Here is a 16,600-nt window from a genome sequence, read left to right as displayed (position 1 = left end):
GCCGTAGCATGAACCTCTCGTTGTATCTGTTGACCGTACTGATCTGGGGCACCACCTGGATCGCCCTGAAACTGCAACTGGGCGTGGTCGCGATCCCCGTCTCCATCGTTTACCGTTTTGCCCTGGCCGCGCTGGTGTTGTTTGCCCTGCTGTTGCTCAGTCGCAAGCTGCAACCGATGAATCGCCGTGGCCACGGTATTTGCCTGGCTCAGGGGGTGTGCCTGTTCTGTATCAACTTCCTGTGTTTTCTCACCGCCAGCCAGTGGATCCCCAGCGGGCTGATCGCCGTGGTGTTTTCCACGGCGACCTTGTGGAATGCCTTGAATGCACGGGTGTTCTTTGGCCAGAAGGTGGCCCGCAATGTACTGCTGGGGGGGGGCTTGGGGCTGTTGGGGTTGGGCCTGTTGTTCTGGCCGGAACTATCCGGGCACAGCGCCAGTCCAGAAACCTTGCTCGGCCTGGGCTTGGCGCTGTTCGGCACGCTGTGCTTCTCGGCGGGTAATCTGCTTTCCAGTCTGCAACAGAAGGCCGGGCTGAAGCCGCTGACCACTAATGCCTGGGGCATGGCCTATGGCGCGGCGATGTTGGCCGGCTATTGCCTGGTTCAGGGGATCCCGTTCGACATGGAGTGGAACAGTCGCTATATCGGCTCGCTGCTGTACTTGGTGATACCCGGCTCAGTGATTGGCTTTACCGCCTATCTGACCCTGGTCGGACGCATGGGACCGGAGCGCGCGGCGTACTGCACGGTGTTGTTCCCGGTGGTGGCGTTGAACGTTTCCGCCTATGCCGAAGGTTACCAGTGGACCCTGCCCGCGTTGTTCGGGCTGGTCCTGGTGATGCTGGGCAATGTGCTGGTGTTTCGCAAACCCAAGCCACTGAACAATGCGCCGGGGCCGGCCAAGCTGGCCTGAGGACTGGGTGATGGCGGCGCTTGGGGCGCCATCACCCAGCAGCGGATCGCTTCAGCCTTTCCAGACCTGGGGATTGACCAGGTCCTGCGGGCGTTCGCCCAGCAGGGCGCTGCGCAGGTTATCCACAGCCCGGTTGGCCATGGCCTCGCGGGTTTCGTGGGTGGCCGAGCCGATATGGGGCAGGGTCACGGCGTTCTTCAACTGGAACAACGGCGACTCGGGCAGTGGCTCCTTCTCGTACACATCCAGTCCGGCGCCGCGCAGGGTGCCGTTTTGCAAGGCCGCGATCAGGGCCGGTTCGTCGACCACCGGGCCGCGGGAGATGTTGATCAGAATCGCGCTGGGTTTCATCAACGCCAATTCGCGTTCGCTGATCAAGTGGTGGGTCTTGTCGCTGAGCGGTACCACCAGGCAGACGAAGTCAGCTTCGGCCAGCAGTGCGTCGAGGCTGCGCATTTGCGCGCCGAGTTCCTGCTCCAGCTCGGTCTTGCGACTGTTGCCGCTGTAGATCACCGGCATATTGAAGCCCAGGCGGCCACGGCGCGCGATGGCGGCGCCGATATTGCCCATGCCGACGATACCCAATGTCTTGCCATGTACATCACTGCCGAAATGGGCGGGTTGCACGGTGGCTTGCCACTGCCCGGCCTTGGTCCAGGCATCCAGCTCCGTGGCGCGGCGGGCGCTGCACATCAACAGGGTGAAGGCCAGGTCGGCGGTGCTTTCGGTCAGCACATCAGGGGTGTTGGTCAGCATCAGCCCGCGTTCATTGAAGTAGGCCAGATCATAGTTGTCGTAGCCCACCGAAACGCTGGACACCACCTCCAGTTGGGCGGCGTTTTCCAGTTGCGCGCGGCCCAGCTTGCGGCCGACGCCGATCAGCCCGTGGCTCTCGGGCAGGGCTTCATTGAACTGTGCATTCATATCGCCGAGCTTGGGGTTCGGCACGATCACGTTGAAGTCCTGCTGGAGGCGCTCAACCATGGCGGGCGTGATACGGCTGAAGGCAAGTACGGTCTTTTTCATTGTTAGGCTGGCTCGTCGGTCGCAGGAGAAAGCAAGCAAGCTAACATTCTCGCTGGTTTTTTGCAGCGTTGGCTTGTACTGGGTCGTGGTTGGAGCTGACAAGCCTGATCGGAGCTTCCAGGCCAAACAGATCTTTGGTTGGGCAGGTCGCAAAGACGGAGTGATGCGTGAGCTGAAACGCCCGCACCGTTCAGGCATGGCACGAAGGCTATATGAATGTGGATAAAAGGCTGCTGGCCGAACTGTTCGCAGCGGTCGGGGAAATTCTGCCGTGTGCGCGGCATACCCTGAGTAGCAGCCGATTTTTTGCCTAGCGGCTTGCCCTCTGCTTTCGCAAAGGGCAAGCCGGTGGCTCAGTTGGCCAGCCGCAGGCTGCTCACGTCATAGGTTGCCAGCTCGGCTTGATGGGCGGCCAGAATCTCCGGCAGCGAGCCGCGCAGGTATTCGACCCAGGTCTTGATCTTGGCATCCAGGTACTGGCGCGACGGGTAGATGGCGTACAGGTTCAGCTCCTGGGAGCGGTAGCTGGGCATCATGCGCACCAGGCTGCCGTTGCGCAGGCTTTCGATGGCGGCATACACCGGTAGCACCCCCACGCCCATGCCGCTGATGATCGCGGTTTTCATCGCGTCGGCGGAGTTCACCAGGAAGGGGGAGCTGTTGATCACCACCTGCTCCTGGCCCTCGGGGCCGTCGAACTGCCATTTTTCCAGAGCAATCACCGGGCTGACCAGGCGCAGGCACGCGTGGTTGAGCAGATCGCTGGGCTTGTTGACGGCGCCGTTGGCTTTTACATAGGCCGGCGAGGCACACACGATGCTGTAGGTGATGCCCAGGCGCTGGGACACAAAGCCTGAATCCGGCAGTTCGCTGGCCAGGACAATGGAAACGTCGTAGCCCTCGTCCAGCAGGTCCGGCATGCGGTTGCTCAGGGTCAGGTCGAAAGTCACGTCCGGGTGGGTCTTGCGATAGCGGGCAATGGCATCGACCACGAAGTGCTGGCCGACGCCGGTCATGGTGTGCATTTTCAACTGTCCGGACGGCCGGGCATGGGCGTCGCTGGCCTCGGCTTCGGCTTCTTCGACATACGCCAGGATCTGTTCGCAGCGCAGCAGGTAGCGCTTGCCGGCTTCGGTCAGGGCAATGCGGCGGGTGGTGCGGTTGAGCAAGCGGGTTTGCAGATGGGCCTCCAGGTTGGAGACCGCGCGCGAAACGTTGGCCGTGGTGGTATCCAGCTGCACCGCAGCGGCAGTGAAGCTGCCAGCCTGGGCGACGGTGCTGAAGGCGCGCATGTTTTGCAAAGTGTCCATGGAGTGCTCTCGGGGGTGATAGCAAATTGTGACATGAAGTAACGGGCGAGTGGGTACTCGACCAAGGGATTATCGCGTTAACGGTAATAAAGATTCACAGGAACGCCAGCTTATCGCCTTGTTGGCCGACGCCTAGAATTGCCCACGTTGTAGGCGCTGACGAAGGCTGCGAAGAACCCACCCGCCGGCGGTATGGCCATCAGCGCGGGAGCTCGCCAAGCATGGGTCCGCACGACGACTGCTGTGCAGCCGGTCGCAGCCTTCGCCAGCGCCTATGGGTCAGCCTCCTTTATCCATGTCGGGAATTTGCAGCAGTGCCGCGTCGCATCAGCAGGGAGTTGAAGACTCTCAGTGTATGGGCTTTATCGTTAGCAATCGGCGGCTGCATTGGAACCGGAGGTATTGCCCCACAGGGCAAGACGCTCCCCGCCAACTCCTTGGCCACTGACGCCGCGATCCAGAGCGCGGCGCAGGATGCCCATTGGCCCACCAGCCAGTGGTGGCGAGCCTATGGCGACCCACAGCTCGATCGCTGGGTCGACCTGTCTGTACAGGGCAGCCCGAGCATGGCCATGGCCGCCGCCCGGGTGCGCCAGGCCCGCGCCCTGGCCGGGCTCGCCGAGTCCGCCGAGTCGTTGCAGGTCAATGGCACGGCTAACCTCAAGCGGCATGGCTGGCCGACGGACCAGTTCTACGGTCCCGGCGCCCTGGCCGACAGCAACACCTGGGATAACAACGCCGCCCTGGGTTTCAGCTATGCCCTCGATCTGTGGGGCAAGGAAAAGAACGCCACCGAACGTGCCGTTGACCTGGCCCATATGAGTGTGGCCGAAGGGCGCATGGCCCAGCTGGAACTGCAGAACAACGTGGTGCGCGTGTATATCCAACTGTCGTTGCACTACGCCCAGCGCGATATCGTCAAGGCCACGCTTGAGCAGCAGACGCAGATTCTCGACCTGGCGCAAAAGCGCCTGGATGGCGGGATCGGCACTCATTTCGAAGTCAGCCAAGCCGAAACGCCACTGCCCGAAACCCATCGTCAGCTCGATGCCCTCGACGAGGAGATCGCTCTGGCCCGTAACCAACTGGCGGCCCTGGCTGGCAAAGGTCCGGGGGACGGTGCGCAGTTGCAGCGCCCCACGCTATCCCTGCAGGCCGAGCTGAAATTGCCGTCGACGCTGCCTGCGCAATTGCTCGGGCAGCGCCCGGATGTGGTTGCCAGCCGCTGGCAGGTCGCGGCTCAGGCCCGGGGCATCGATGTCGCCCATGCCGGTTTCTACCCCAATGTCGACCTGGTCGGCAGCCTGGGTTTTATGGCCACCGGCGGGAGTGCCCTGGGGTTTCTGACCGGCAGGAAATTCAATTACAACGTCGGCCCGGCCATCAGCCTGCCGATCTTTGACGGTGGCCGCTTGCGTGCCGAACTGGGCGAGGCATCGGCGGGTTACGACCTGGCCGTGGCCCATTACAACCAGACCCTGATCGTGGCCCTCAAAGGCATCTCCGATCAATTGATCCGCCGCGAGTCGATGGCCAAGCAGCAGGTGTTCGCCGCCGAGTCCGTGGCCGCCGCGCGCAAGACCTATGACATCGCGATGATCGCCTATCAGCGCGGCCTGACCGACTACCTCAATGTGCTCAATGCCCAGACGCTGTTGTTCCACCAGCAGCAGATCGAGCAACAGGTCCGGGCCGCCGGCCTGAGCGCCCATGCCGAGTTGGTCACGGCCCTGGGTGGTGGCCTGGGCGCGGGCCACGATGTGCCGGCCGAGCAGCAGATCCAACCGAGCAAGACCCCGGCGGCGCTGGCCGTCTTCGATCACTGAGAAGGCCGCAATGACTCCCTTGCCCGCACCGTTGCGCTGGCTGTATTCCCTGGAATGGCGCCGCGGTTTCTTTGACTGGGCACGCAGTGACGGCGTGACCTGGGTGTACATCTTCAAGGTGTTGATTGCCGCGTTTCTGACCTTGTGGCTGGCGATGCGCCTGGAGTTGCCGCAACCACGCACAGCGATGATCACGGTATTTATCGTCATGCAGCCGCAAAGCGGCCAGGTGTTTGCCAAGAGCTTCTATCGCTTTCTCGGCACATTGGCCGGCTCCTCGGTGATGGTTGCGCTGATTGCCCTGTTCGCGCAGAACACCGAGCTGTTTCTCGGTTCGCTGGCGATCTGGGTCGGTATCTGCTCGGCCGGTGCCGCGCGCTGCCGTAACTTTCGGGCCTATGGTTTTGTCTTGGCGGGCTACACCGCGGCGATGGTCGGCCTGCCGGCCCTGGCTCATCCGGAAGGTGCCTTTATGGCGGCGGTCTGGCGGGTGCTGGAGATCTCCCTGGGGATTCTCTGCGCCACCCTGGTCAGCGCGGCGATCCTGCCGCAGACCGCCAGTGCGGCAATGCGCAATGCGCTGTACCAGCGCTTTGGGGTGTTTGCGCTGTTTGTCACCGACGGCCTGCGCGGGCGCAGCCGGCGGGATAATTTCGAGGCGAGCAATGTGCGCTTTATCGCCGAGGCGGTCGGCCTGGAGGGGCTGCGCAGCGTGACGGTATTCGAAGACCCGCACATGCGGCGACGCAACGGTCGGTTGAGTCGCCTGAACAGCGAATTCATGGCCCTGACCACGCGCTTCAATGCCCTGCACCAATTGCTCGAACGCCTGCACGGCAGCGGCTCTGATGCGGTGGTGGCGGCGATTCGCCCGGGCTTGCAGGACCTGGCCGAACTGCTCGACGGTTTTTCCGGGCGGGCCCTGACCGACGCCGATGCGGCGCGCCTGGCGACGGAGTTGGCGGCCTATAAACAGGGGCTTCCCGAGCGAGTGCGCAGCTTGCGTACGCAGTTCCAGGAGAGCAGTCCCAGCGCGGGCGAACAGCTGGATTTTCATACCGCCTATGAACTGCTCTATCGCTTTGTCGATGAGATGCATGGCTATGCCCAGACCCATGCGTCCCTGGCCGATCACAGCCATGCGCGCGAGCAGTGGGACGAGCCCTTCACGCCCCAGACCAATTGGCTGGCGGCCACGGCTTCGGGCGTGCGCGCGGCCTTTATCCTGATTGTGCTGGGCAGTTACTGGGTGGCCACGGCCTGGCCGAGCGGGGCGACCATGACCCTGATTGCCGCGGCGACTGTCGGCCTCTCGGCCGCCACGCCGAACCCCAAGCGCATGGCCTTCCAGATGGCTTGCGGGACGTTTCTCGGGGCCCTGATCGGGTTTGTCGAAATGTTCTTCGTGTTCCCCTTTATCGATGGCTTCCCGCTGCTGTGCGTGATGCTCGCGCCGGTCATCGTGCTGGGCGCGTTCCTGTCTTCGCGGCCGCGCTTTGCCGGGGTCGGCCTGGGGCTGCTGATCTTTTTCAGCACCGGTTCGGTGCCGGACAACCTGACGATCTACAACCCCTACACCTTTATCAATGACTACATCGCCATGGTCATGGGCATGCTGGTGTGTGCCGCAGCCGGGGCGATCATCCTGCCGCCCAACAGCCGCTGGCTGTGGCGCCGGCTGGAAGCCGACCTGCGCGAGCAGGTGGTCTATGCCATCAGCGGCAAGCTGCGCGGCTTGGGTTCGAGCTTCGAGAGCCGCACTCGCGACCTGCTGCACCAGGCCTACGGCCTGGCGGCCGGCCAGCCGAAGGTACAGAGCGAGCTGCTGCGCTGGATGTTCGTGGTGCTGGAGGTCGGCCACGCGATTATCGAATTGCGCAAGGAGCAGGCGATCCTGCCGGTGCACCCGGCCTATGCCGAGTCGCAGCCCTGGCGTCAGGCGATCCGCGTGATGGGGCGGTCCCTGGTGCGGCTGTTCCTGCAACCGAGCGCGAGCAATCTGGAGCGCGGGCTGATCGCTGTCGACCACGCCATCAGCCGCGTACAGGCCACCGACGAACCCTTTGCCCGGCACTTCGACACCTCGGCCCTGCGTCGGGTACAGAGCTACCTGCATTTTATCCGCACCTCGCTACTCGACCCGCAATCGCCCCTGGCCGCCTACGCCAAGCCCCAAGGACTGCCCCATGCCCCGTGAGATCGCCTTTCATGGCGTGTATATGCCGACCATGACCTTGATGTTCCTGATCGCTGCCGGCGTGGCCTGGGCGCTGGACCGTTTTATCGCCGGGTATGACGGCTACCGGTTTTTCTGGCACCCGGCGTTGCTGCGCCTGAGCCTGTTCTGCTGCATTTTCGGCGCCATGGCGCTCACTGTTTACCGTTGAGAACGACCTGATGAAAAAGCTGTTCAGCCTGATCGCCACCCTGTTGGTCCTGGCCCTCGCGATCTGGATCGGCCACACGCTCTGGGAGCATTACATGCACACGCCCTGGACCCGTGATGGGCGGGTACGTGCGGACATTATCAACGTGGCGGCGGATGTCACCGGCGAGGTGGTCGACGTGCCCGTGCGCGATAACCAGTTGGTGAAAAAGGGTGACCTGCTGATGCAGATCGATCCTGAGCACTACCGCATCGCGGTCAAGCAGGCCCAGGCGCTGGTGGCCTCGAAGAAAGCCACCTGGGAAATGCGCAAGGTCAATGCCCATCGCCGGGCGGATCTGGACAACCTGGTGATCTCGCGCGAGAACCGTGACGACGCGAGCAATATCGCCGACTCGGCCCTGGCCGATTACCAGCATGCCCAGGCACAACTGGAGGCTGCCGAACTGAATTTGAAGCGCACCCAGGTGCTGGCGGCGGTGGACGGTTATGTGACCAACCTGAACGTGCACCGTGGCGATTACGCGCGGATTGGCGAGCCGAAAATGGCCGTGGTCGATATGAATTCGTTCTGGGTCTATGGGTTTTTCGAAGAGACCAAGCTGCCCCATGTGCGGGTCGGTGACCAGGCTGAAATGCAACTGATGAGCGGCCAGGTGATGACCGGCCATGTGGAGAGCATTTCCCGCGGTATCTACGACCGTGACAACCCCGAGAGTCGCGAGCTGATTGCCGACGTCAACCCGACGTTCAACTGGGTGCGGCTGGCCCAGCGGGTGCCGGTGCGCATCCATCTCGACGGAGTGCCGGACGACGTGCTGCTCGCCGCGGGGATTACCTGCACCGTGGTGGTGAAGCCTGCGGCCGAGGCCGAGTAAGTACAGCGCTACGGTCGCAGGATCCGCCTGGAGTAGCCCTGTAGCTGCTGCCGCAGGCGCCGTTCTGCTGGCCCTGCCGGCTACAGATGTTTGTTCAAGCCAAAGCGCTTCATCAGCACTTTTTCCAGCAACCCCTTGGGCAGCAGGCTGGCCAGCAGCGGTAGCGCCCGGCTGCCATTGCCCAGGCGCAGCAGGCGGGGCGGGTGCGTTTGCCCCACGGCCTTGAGCACATCGGCGGCAAACTCGCCGGCCGGGGTCGGCTGGTCCTGGGACGCCTTGGCCCGGGCGCGGATACCCTCGCGCAGCGGCCACCAGGGTGACTGCTCATTGAGCAGTTGTTCGGCGGCATGCCCGGCATGCTTGGCGAAGCTGGAGGCGATGGCGCCCGGCTGCACCTCCATCACCTGAATGCCAAAGGGCGCCAGCTCCATGCGCAAGGCGTCGCTCAGCGCATGGACGGCAGCCTTGGAGGCGCAGTAGGCACCGGCGAACGGCGTGACCAGCACCCCGGACACGCTGCCGATATTGACCACCAACCCACGGCTGCGCCGCAACACAGGGAACATCGCACGGGTTACGCCGACCACAGAAAACACATTGGTTTCGAATTGGCGCCGCATCGAATCGACGCCGCCATCGAGCAGCGGGCCCATGGCGCCATAGCCGGCATTGTTGATCAGCACATCAAGGCCGCCGAATTGCTGATTGATCCACTCACTCAGGGCCTCCAGGGCCGGGCCGTCATTGACATCCAGGGGCAGCGCCACCAGGCCCTCGGCCTCCAGCGCGGCGAGGTCTTCAGGTTTGCGGGCGGTGGCCAGGACGTTATAGCCGGCGGCCTTGAAGGCCTGAGCCAATGCGCGGCCAATGCCGCTGGAACAACCGGTGATCAGTGCAACGGGCATGGCGCGGTCCTTGTGCTGAAGCTGAAAAGGCGAGTGGATCAATCGGAGAAACTACCCTGTAAGCGCTCGGCACGAAACTCCAGGGTTTGCGGGCGGTAACCGGGCCGCAGCGGTGGCATGGGCAGGCAGTCTTCCCAGGTCGCCCCGGCCTGCAACTGGCCGGGGCCCCGATAGCGCGGCGCCGCGTAGAGGTTTTCCGCAAGGTTGACCGTGTCGCCCGGGGCATAGGCCGCGATGCGCCAGCGCAATTCTACCAGGGGGACCGGATTGTCGTTCTTCATGACCAGGTGCAGCGGCCGGTCGGCCGGGCAGTGCTGCGGGGCGTAGCGGATCAGCATATCCAGGCGAGCCAGTTGCTGCGCTTCGCGGCTGTCGAGCCAGGACACCCAGAGGGCCACCAGGCCCAGCCCGCAGAGGGCGGCGAGGGAAACCGGCAGGGCCTTGGACGGGTAGCGCAACAGCAGCACCAGCCAGGTGATGATCAGCGCAACGCCTATAAACATGGGTAAACCTCGACGCGAGTAGACGGGCATCCTAACCAAGGGTGGGGGTCGCTGGCCATGGGCGGGCAGCACCTGGACATTTCAGCGTAATCCTAGGGTTTTGGTCCTACAGCTCTGCTAGCGTGCGCACGGTGTAAATGCACCCGGCACCTACCAGAAGTCTAGCTGGCCTGGCGAGAGGAGCATTGTCCAGAACTGTCGCAGGAGTTGCAGATGACCAGTATCAACGGGTACCAAGGCCCGGAGCCCATAAGCCTCTCCGGGGGGCGATCTAACGAACCAGGCAGAGGCCAGTCGACCTTGCAGGTTGGCACACGTGGGTATCAAATCGATCCTGATGTAGACAAGATCGTGCGTGAACATTGCCGGGGCGATGTGTTTGCCAGATTCTGTACGGCACTTGGCAACCGGTTCAGCGAAGTCCGCATGAAATCGGACACCAGCCAGCTGACCCGCGCGCAGTTCTGTGCCCCAACAGACCGCCAAAAGCAGTTACAGGGTTCTTCAAGTCCCTCCCGCAAACTGTAGGCGCGCAAAGGGAAAAGCCCCCGGACCTTCACCTGCGGATAGGGGACGCAGGTACAGGCTCGGGGGCTTTTCGTTTTGCTCTTGTCGCCGGTTACTGGGCGATGGTTTTTACCGATACCCCGCGTTCGATGGGCGTCGAGCGCCCGTAGATATCCTCGAAACGCTCGATATCGTCTTCGCCCAGGTAGCTGCCCGACTGTACCTCGATAATCTCCAGGGGAATCTTGCCCGGGTTGCGCAGGCGGTGCACCGAGGCAATGGGGATATAGGTCGACTGGTTTTCGGTGAGCAGGAACACGTTTTCGTCACAGGTCACTTCGGCGGTACCCGAGACGACAATCCAGTGTTCGGCGCGGTGGTGGTGCATCTGCAATGACAGGCAGGCCCCCGGTTTGACCGAGATGTGCTTGACCTGGAAACGCCCGCCCATGTCCACCGAGTCATAGGAACCCCACGGCCGGTAAACTTCGCAATGGTTCTGGGTTTCGCTGCGGCCCTGCTCGTTCAGGGTGTTGACCATCTGCTTGACGCCCTGCACCTTGTCCTTGTGGGCGATCATCATGGCGTCCTTGGTTTCCACCACCACGATATTCTCCAGGCCGATCACCGACACCAGTTTGCCGTTGCCGTGGATCATGCAGTTGTGGCTGTCCTGGACGACCACGTCGCCCTTGGTCACGTTGCCGTTGTCGTCCTTCTCGTTGACGTCCCACAGCGAAGACCAGCAGCCGACATCGCTCCAGCCGGCGCTGAGCGGTACGACGCAGGCGCGCTGGGTCTTTTCCATCACCGCATAGTCGATGGAGTTGTCGGGGCAGCAGGCAAAGGTGGCTTCGTCGATGCTGATGGTGTCGTCTTCGCGCTCGCTGCGTTCGAGGGTCAACAGGCAGGTGTCGTAGATATCCGGGTCGTGTTTTTTCAACTCCTCCAGATAACGGCTGGCGCGGAACAGGAACATCCCGCTGTTCCAGAAGTAACCGCCGGCACGGACAAATTCGCTGGCGCGCTTTTCATCGGGCTTCTCGACAAACTGTGCCACCCGGCTGACGCCTTTGGGCAGCAGCGCATCGTTGCTCGACTTGATATAGCCGTAGCCGGTTTCCGGCTTGGTTGCCGGCACGCCAAACAGCACCATTTCGCCGCGCTCGGCGGCCACGGTGGCGAGGGCCAAGGCGCGTTGCAGGGCTTTCTGGTCGTCGATCACATGGTCGGCCGGCAGTACCAGCATTAACTCGTCGCGGCCTTCATTGAGCAACAGCATCGCGGTCAAGGCCACGGCCGGGGCGGTGTTGCGCCCGAACGGCTCCATCACGATGGCCTGGGTGGCGAGTTTGCGGCTGCTCAACTGCTCGTTGACGATAAAGCGGTGGTCCTTGTTGCAGACCACAATCGGCGCCTGCATGCCGTCGAAGACCAGGCGTTCGAGGGTTTGCTGGAACAAGGTGTGCTCGCCGGTCAGGGCGAGGAATTGCTTGGGGAACTGTTTGCGCGAAAGCGGCCAAAGACGTGAGCCGCTACCACCTGACAAAATTACCGGAATCATGTTGTTACTCCTTCATATAGCGTATGGGGTCAGAGCTACTGCGTTCTGTCGTTTCACTCTCTTGTTCTTGTCCGGGAAGCTGCGACAAGCCGGGTTTTGGCTTGCAACTGCGGTTATCGCGTCGAGACCGGGCGCTTGACCCAGACGGGTGCCAGGTTGCTGCCGCTGCCGGTGACGTAGAGCACGGCCGCTTCACCGCGCTCGAGGGCCACGGGCTTGAGGTCGCTGACTTTCTTGTCGCCGTCGAACAGGGCTAGGCTGACTTTCACCGGGTTGATTTCGCGTTCGCCCCGGCCCTTGGCGGCGACGGTCTTGACCACATCGGTCTTGCCATCGGCGGTCTTGAGGGTCAGCGCCTGGTCGCTCAGGTTTTGCACGCGCACCAGGGATTTCTGCTTGTTCTTGAACGGCGGCTCTTCGATCAGTTGCGGCTGGCCGCTGCTGGTGTTGACCAGGGTGTAGTAGTGATCGGCGGCGAGCTTGACCGGGGTGGTCTGGCTGCCGACCTTGGCGCTGTAGTCGCCCTGGGGCATAAAGCCGAAATCGCTGCTGGCCAGGGGCGCCACATCGCCGAGGGCGGTATTGCCGACGCTGGCGTTGACTTCCTGATTGCCGGCGTTGAACAAGCGCACAAAGCTCGACCCTTTTGGAGCCACCGGGCCATAGAGCGCGGCATCGCCGCCGGCCCAGGCCTGCAACGAACAGAGGCTGAGGCCGGCCGCGAGGGCCAGGGTTTTTACGTGGCGGTTGCGGGCGAAGGTGCGAGTGGTCATGAAGGTCATGGTAGGTACCTCTTCTTCAGTTTCGCGCCGAATTCGGCGCCTCGGATGGCGTGCCATTGCTGGCGAGGTTCGGTTGGCGGCTGCCGTTGGCCTTGAGTTCGGCGACCCATTGCGGATCGGCATCGCCGATTTCGTTGGCGACGGGCAGGTAGCGCTCGGGGAACTCCCAGATCAGCACCTGGGGTGGAGCATGTTTGAACGCGTCGCTGCGCAGGTAGCCGAGCATCGGCAGGATTGGCCCGTGACCGTCCTCGGAGTAGTTGACGACATCGCTGTGCAGGGCCTGTTTCAAGGCGCCGACAAAGTTCCAGTTGGGGTTGGCGCTGTAGCTGGTGCCGACCAGCGCCACCGGTATTTCGCGTTCGCTGAACAGGGCGTCGTCGCCGGCTTCCTCGGCGCTGCGGGTCGCACGTTGCTGCAGGGGTTCCTCGGGGGGCAGCAGGTTGCTGAACAGCGGGTCCAGCGGCAGGAAACGCGTCAGGTCGCCTTTGTAGGGCGCGGTCTGCTGGGCTTGGGTAATGAAGCGCTGGGGCTCGCCGCTCAGGGGCGCGTGGCGGGCAATCGCCTGGCCCAATTGGCGTGCGGCGACTTCGGCGCCGGCCGGGGTCCAGTGGGTGTCGGTGCGCAGGAACACCTGGCGGCCGTCCTGCTTGGCCGCTTGCAGGGGGGCCAGTAGATCGGGGGCGAGGATTTTGTCGGCGGCAACCCGGGCATGGAAGTCGTGGTACAGCGCGTCATGCAGCTCGGCCGGTTGGACCTCGCCAATATGCTCGGGATAGAGGCGCACCTTGGCCGGCACGATCGCCATGACCAACTGCACGCCTCGGGCCTTGAGGGTTTGGCGCACGCCTTCGACCAGCGCGTAGTTGTCCTGCAGGTTCTGCTCGGCATTGGCGGTGGGCTTGAACTCCTCGTCGCTGTACAGCCATTGGTCGCGGCCGAGCACCACGCCCGGACGGCCTTCATTGAACAGGGTGAAATCCAGCGCGGCCCAGAGATTGGTGCCCAGGCGCTTGATCGGGAACTCGTCGTCGTAATGGCTCTCGACGGCCTTGGTCCAGCGCCCGTCCAGGACGGTGTCGCCAGGCTGGGTGCTGAAGCCGCGGAAGCTGCCCAGTGACCACAGGCCCAGGCCCAGCAGCAGGGCGAGAAACAGCGCGCTGTAGAGGATGCGTAGTGAACGGTTCATGGTCGGCCCCCTCAGAACTGGAAGTAGAGGAACGGCGAGAAGCTTTGCGCCGAAAGTTTCAGGATCGAAGCGACAAACAGCAGCAGTACGAGGGCGCGCATGGCGTAGCGTGGCCAGTCGGCAACCCAGTAGGCTGGCTGTACCTGGGCGGCCTGGCCGACGCTGTAGCCGGGCTCACAAACACTGCCCGGAACATCACCCGGCACAGCCTTGATCAGCCCTGGTTGAGCGGTGGCCGGGCCATCACTGGTGGTCTTATCCACAGGGCGGTCACGGTAGAAATCGCGCAGGCCGAAGAACGCCAGGGTGGCGTAGGCCACTACCAGGGTCGCCACTTGCAGGCCGGTGAGGTTGGCGCGGTTGAGTTCCGACAGCGACCATTCGCCAAAGCTGAACATGGCGCCGTACATCCGGGCGGCCACGTGCAGGTTTTCCGCGCGAAAGATCACCCAGCCCATCACCACCAGCAGGAAGGTCAGCGCCCAGCGGACCGGGTTGAAACGTCGTGGCGTGGTGTTGAGGCCCAGGGCCTTTTCAATTGCCAGCCAGATCCCGTGCCAGGCGCCCCAGATGATGTAGGTGATATTGGCGCCGTGCCACAGGCCGCCGAGCAGCATGGTCAGGAACAGGTTGCGGTAGGTGGCGAACCGGCTGCCACGGTTGCCGCCCAGGGTGATGTACAGGTAGTCGCGCAGCCAGGTGGACAGGCTGATATGCCAGCGCCGCCAGAATTCGGTGATCGATTGGCTGATGTAGGGCTGCTTGAAGTTCTCCATAAAGCGAAAGCCCATCATCAGCCCCAGGCCGATGGCCATGTCGCTGTAGCCGGAGAAGTCGAAGTACAGCTGGGCGGTGTAGGCCAGTGCGCCGAGCCAGGCATCGCCGGTGCTGGGGTTTTGCAGGGCGAAGCAGTGGTCGGCCACCACCGCCAGGGTGTCGGCGATAAAGACCTTCTTGATAAAGCCCTGCATGAAGCGCGTGGCGCCCTCGGAGAACTTGTCGAGGGTATGGGTGCGGTTGTTGAACTGGTCGGCCAGGTCGCGAAAACGCAGGACCGGGCCGGCGATCAGGTGGGGGAAGATGGCGACAAAGGCGGCGAAGTCGATCAGGTTGCGGGTTGCCGGCGTGTCGCCGCGATAGACGTCGATGATGTAGCTGATGGACTCGAAGATATAGAACGAGATCCCGATCGGCAGCAGCACGTGGGTCAGGATAAAGGGCTCCAGGCCCATGGACGTCATGATGGCGTTGAGGCTGTCGACCCCGAAATTGGCGTACTTGAAGTAGCCCAGGATGCACAGGTCGACGCCCACGCCGAGCAATAGCCAGCGCTGGGCCGGCTGGGTGCGCACCCCGGCGGCCCCGACTTTGAGGCCGATCCAGTAGTTCCACAGGGTGACGGCAGCGAACAGCGCGAGGAAGTCCACCCGCCACCAGGCATAGAACACGTAACTGGCGATCAGCAGCAGTAGATTGCGATAGCGTTGCCCGCTCAGGTAATACAAGCCGAGGAAAATCGGCAGGAACAGGAACAAGAACACGTTGGACGAGAAAACCATCCTGATCTCTCCGTTTGACTCAAGTAGACAGGGGCACAGCCCCCCCAAACCCCCCGCAAAATCGAGGGCCGCATGCCTGTTATCGCTGTAGGCGCGAACGGCTTCGCGCCTACAGCGCAGGTGCGGGTGTATCAGCCGCCTTTTTTGCTTGTTTCATGGGCCGGGTCATAGACCCTGGTCAGGTCGCCACCCAGGCGAAAACTCTTGAACGGTTGCATGCCGTGTTTGCGCTCCAGCACCTGCGCATCGCAGGTGTAGAGGCTGCAATAGGGTTCGAGCCAGGCGAATTTGCTGTCGACCTTGAGGTCGCTCATGTCCTGTTTCTGGCCGCTCTTGCGTTCGAATGCCTCGGGTGTCTTGACCCCGGCCAGTACCCGCTCGCCCAGGCGTTGCAGGGCGCCGTGGTTTTCCGGGCGCAGATCGACACCGTTGACCTGGGCAAAGCTGGCGATCATCGCCAGCGGTGGCAGGGCATAGTTGTGATAGGCGAGGGCGCGCTGTTGGCGCTTGATTTCGTTGGGCAGGAAGCCCTGGTCGTCGACCTGGCTGGCGGCCATCTTGTATTCCTTGACGGCCCAGTCGAACAGGTCGCGGCGGTCAGTCGCCACGGCAGTGGCCATGACCGACCAGGCGGCCCAGTAGGAATGGTTGTTGGTTTTTTCCAGGGGCAGGTTGTCCCAGTCGCTGATCACCTGCTCGGCCAGTTTGGCGAACCAGGCTTCGATCTGCCGGGCCTCTGCCGGATGCGTGGCGAGCGGATGGGAGTCGGAGAACTTCAGGCGCAGGTACGCTGAAGACAGGCTGCCCAAGGCCCATTTGCGCATGGACTTGCCGGTATGGTTGAAGTCCCGGGACAGCAGGGCGTCGGCCTGGGCCCAGCGGGTGAGCCAGTTCAGGGTGCAGTCCAGTTGTTGCGGGCGGCCGTCGCGCATGTACTGCATCACCTGCTTGCTGATGCCGCGCTCCAGCGTGGTGATATCGGCCGTGGCCTCGCGAAAGGCTTTTTCGGACTGCAGATTGAGCGTCGCGCGGGCTTTGTCGGAGCCCTCGTATTTGCTGCGAAATTGCAGCTTGTCGGTGTAAGGCGTGGGCACGGCTTCGCAGCGTCCGGTGTAATCGCCGGTCTTGAAGGCCTCCACGGCGCTGAAGTAGCCCTGGGGTGGGCGCAGTGGCGCTGCGGCCTGGGCGGTCCCGGCAACGATCGCCAGGCCCAGGAGTGTCGGGGCGAGCAGGGTGCGGATGGGCATGGCT

The 16,600-nt window shown here is 63.1% G+C and carries 14 protein-coding genes; 5 read left to right on the top strand and 9 right to left on the bottom strand.

The genetic code is table 11. The features are described 5' to 3' along the window. Positions 1-8 precede the first annotated feature (8 nt). A complete protein-coding gene (locus tag NPS46_RS18685) occupies positions 9-914 on the top strand; it encodes a DMT family transporter (RefSeq protein WP_274109744.1) in 906 nt (301 codons plus the stop codon). A 51-nt stretch (positions 915-965) separates the two neighbouring features. Here NPS46_RS18685 and NPS46_RS18680 read toward each other — a convergent pair whose 3' ends face one another. Continuing rightward, on the bottom strand, positions 966-1,940 hold the full coding sequence (locus tag NPS46_RS18680; RefSeq protein ID WP_274109742.1) for a 2-hydroxyacid dehydrogenase: 975 nt from the start codon (positions 1,938-1,940) through the stop codon (positions 966-968). A 353-nt stretch (positions 1,941-2,293) separates the two neighbouring features. Next, complete coding sequence (locus tag NPS46_RS18675; RefSeq protein ID WP_274109740.1) at positions 2,294-3,250, bottom strand: LysR family transcriptional regulator; 957 nt, start codon at positions 3,248-3,250, stop codon at positions 2,294-2,296. 314 nt (positions 3,251-3,564) lie between these two features. Between NPS46_RS18675 and NPS46_RS18670 the strand changes: the two genes are divergently transcribed. Genes NPS46_RS18670 through NPS46_RS18655 form a run of 4 tightly spaced genes read left to right on the top strand, consistent with a single transcriptional unit; the run spans position 3,565 to position 8,340 of the window. Beyond that, positions 3,565-5,076: an efflux transporter outer membrane subunit gene (locus NPS46_RS18670; protein ID WP_274109739.1), complete on the top strand. Its 1,512-nt coding sequence runs from the start codon at positions 3,565-3,567 to the stop codon at positions 5,074-5,076. A 10-nt stretch (positions 5,077-5,086) separates the two neighbouring features. Further along, positions 5,087-7,273 (top strand): FUSC family protein, encoded by a 2,187-nt coding sequence (locus tag NPS46_RS18665; protein WP_274109737.1) that lies wholly within the window; start codon positions 5,087-5,089, stop codon positions 7,271-7,273. After that, the gene (locus NPS46_RS18660; RefSeq protein ID WP_274109735.1) at positions 7,263-7,463 is read left to right on the top strand and encodes a DUF1656 domain-containing protein; all 201 of its coding nucleotides are present in this window, start codon (positions 7,263-7,265) and stop codon (positions 7,461-7,463) included. The genes NPS46_RS18665 and NPS46_RS18660 overlap by 11 nt, the downstream gene beginning before the upstream one ends. 10 nt (positions 7,464-7,473) lie before the next feature. Next, positions 7,474-8,340, top strand: coding sequence for an efflux RND transporter periplasmic adaptor subunit (locus NPS46_RS18655; protein WP_274109733.1), 867 nt, complete (start codon positions 7,474-7,476; stop codon positions 8,338-8,340). A gap of 80 nt (positions 8,341-8,420) precedes the next feature. Here NPS46_RS18655 and NPS46_RS18650 read toward each other — a convergent pair whose 3' ends face one another. From NPS46_RS18650 to NPS46_RS18620, 7 genes are all read right to left on the bottom strand, one after another. Continuing rightward, positions 8,421-9,245 carry an SDR family oxidoreductase gene (locus NPS46_RS18650; RefSeq protein ID WP_274109731.1) on the bottom strand — a complete coding sequence of 275 codons (825 nt, stop codon included), beginning with the start codon at positions 9,243-9,245 and terminating at the stop codon, positions 8,421-8,423. Positions 9,246-9,283: 38 nt separating this feature from the next. Beyond that, on the bottom strand, positions 9,284-9,748 hold the full coding sequence (locus NPS46_RS18645) for a multidrug transporter (RefSeq protein WP_274109729.1): 465 nt from the start codon (positions 9,746-9,748) through the stop codon (positions 9,284-9,286). A gap of 619 nt (positions 9,749-10,367) precedes the next feature. After that, the gene (locus NPS46_RS18640; protein WP_274109727.1) at positions 10,368-11,819 is read right to left on the bottom strand and encodes a mannose-1-phosphate guanylyltransferase/mannose-6-phosphate isomerase; all 1,452 of its coding nucleotides are present in this window, start codon (positions 11,817-11,819) and stop codon (positions 10,368-10,370) included. 113 nt (positions 11,820-11,932) lie between these two features. Next, positions 11,933-12,601 (bottom strand): alginate O-acetyltransferase AlgF, encoded by a 669-nt coding sequence (locus tag NPS46_RS18635; RefSeq protein WP_274109725.1) that lies wholly within the window; start codon positions 12,599-12,601, stop codon positions 11,933-11,935. Between the two features lie 16 nt (positions 12,602-12,617). Beyond that, a complete protein-coding gene (locus NPS46_RS18630) occupies positions 12,618-13,790 on the bottom strand; it encodes an alginate O-acetyltransferase (protein WP_274109723.1) in 1,173 nt (390 codons plus the stop codon). A gap of 11 nt (positions 13,791-13,801) precedes the next feature. After that, complete coding sequence (locus tag NPS46_RS18625; RefSeq protein WP_274109721.1) at positions 13,802-15,349, bottom strand: MBOAT family O-acyltransferase; 1,548 nt, start codon at positions 15,347-15,349, stop codon at positions 13,802-13,804. A 131-nt stretch (positions 15,350-15,480) separates the two neighbouring features. After that, positions 15,481-16,596, bottom strand: coding sequence for a mannuronate-specific alginate lyase (locus NPS46_RS18620; protein WP_274109719.1), 1,116 nt, complete (start codon positions 16,594-16,596; stop codon positions 15,481-15,483). Between the last annotated feature and the right edge of the window lie 4 nt (positions 16,597-16,600).

The organism is Pseudomonas putida, assembly GCF_028682395.1.
Taxonomy (GTDB): Bacteria; Pseudomonadota; Gammaproteobacteria; order Pseudomonadales; family Pseudomonadaceae; genus Aquipseudomonas; species Aquipseudomonas putida_AB.
The sequence above is the reverse complement of the archived record's forward strand: the minus strand, read 5'-3'. Positions and strand labels throughout refer to the sequence as shown.

What these genes read in the sequence shown, in the direction of transcription:
- NPS46_RS18685 (WP_274109744.1), top strand. Translation starts at nt 9, where the DNA reads ATGAACCTCTCGTTGTATCTGTTGACCGTACTGATCTGGGGCACCACC.
- NPS46_RS18680 (WP_274109742.1), bottom strand. Translation starts at nt 1,940, where the DNA reads ATGAAAAAGACCGTACTTGCCTTCAGCCGTATCACGCCCGCCATGGTT.
- NPS46_RS18675 (WP_274109740.1), bottom strand. Translation starts at nt 3,250, where the DNA reads ATGGACACTTTGCAAAACATGCGCGCCTTCAGCACCGTCGCCCAGGCT.
- NPS46_RS18665 (WP_274109737.1), top strand. Translation starts at nt 5,087, where the DNA reads ATGACTCCCTTGCCCGCACCGTTGCGCTGGCTGTATTCCCTGGAATGG.
- NPS46_RS18660 (WP_274109735.1), top strand. Translation starts at nt 7,263, where the DNA reads ATGCCCCGTGAGATCGCCTTTCATGGCGTGTATATGCCGACCATGACC.
- NPS46_RS18655 (WP_274109733.1), top strand. Translation starts at nt 7,474, where the DNA reads ATGAAAAAGCTGTTCAGCCTGATCGCCACCCTGTTGGTCCTGGCCCTC.
- NPS46_RS18650 (WP_274109731.1), bottom strand. Translation starts at nt 9,245, where the DNA reads ATGCCCGTTGCACTGATCACCGGTTGTTCCAGCGGCATTGGCCGCGCA.
- NPS46_RS18645 (WP_274109729.1), bottom strand. Translation starts at nt 9,748, where the DNA reads ATGTTTATAGGCGTTGCGCTGATCATCACCTGGCTGGTGCTGCTGTTG.
- NPS46_RS18640 (WP_274109727.1), bottom strand. Translation starts at nt 11,819, where the DNA reads ATGATTCCGGTAATTTTGTCAGGTGGTAGCGGCTCACGTCTTTGGCCG.
- NPS46_RS18635 (WP_274109725.1), bottom strand. Translation starts at nt 12,601, where the DNA reads ATGACCTTCATGACCACTCGCACCTTCGCCCGCAACCGCCACGTAAAA.
- NPS46_RS18630 (WP_274109723.1), bottom strand. Translation starts at nt 13,790, where the DNA reads ATGAACCGTTCACTACGCATCCTCTACAGCGCGCTGTTTCTCGCCCTG.
- NPS46_RS18625 (WP_274109721.1), bottom strand. Translation starts at nt 15,349, where the DNA reads ATGGTTTTCTCGTCCAACGTGTTCTTGTTCCTGTTCCTGCCGATTTTC.
- NPS46_RS18620 (WP_274109719.1), bottom strand. Translation starts at nt 16,596, where the DNA reads ATGCCCATCCGCACCCTGCTCGCCCCGACACTCCTGGGCCTGGCGATC.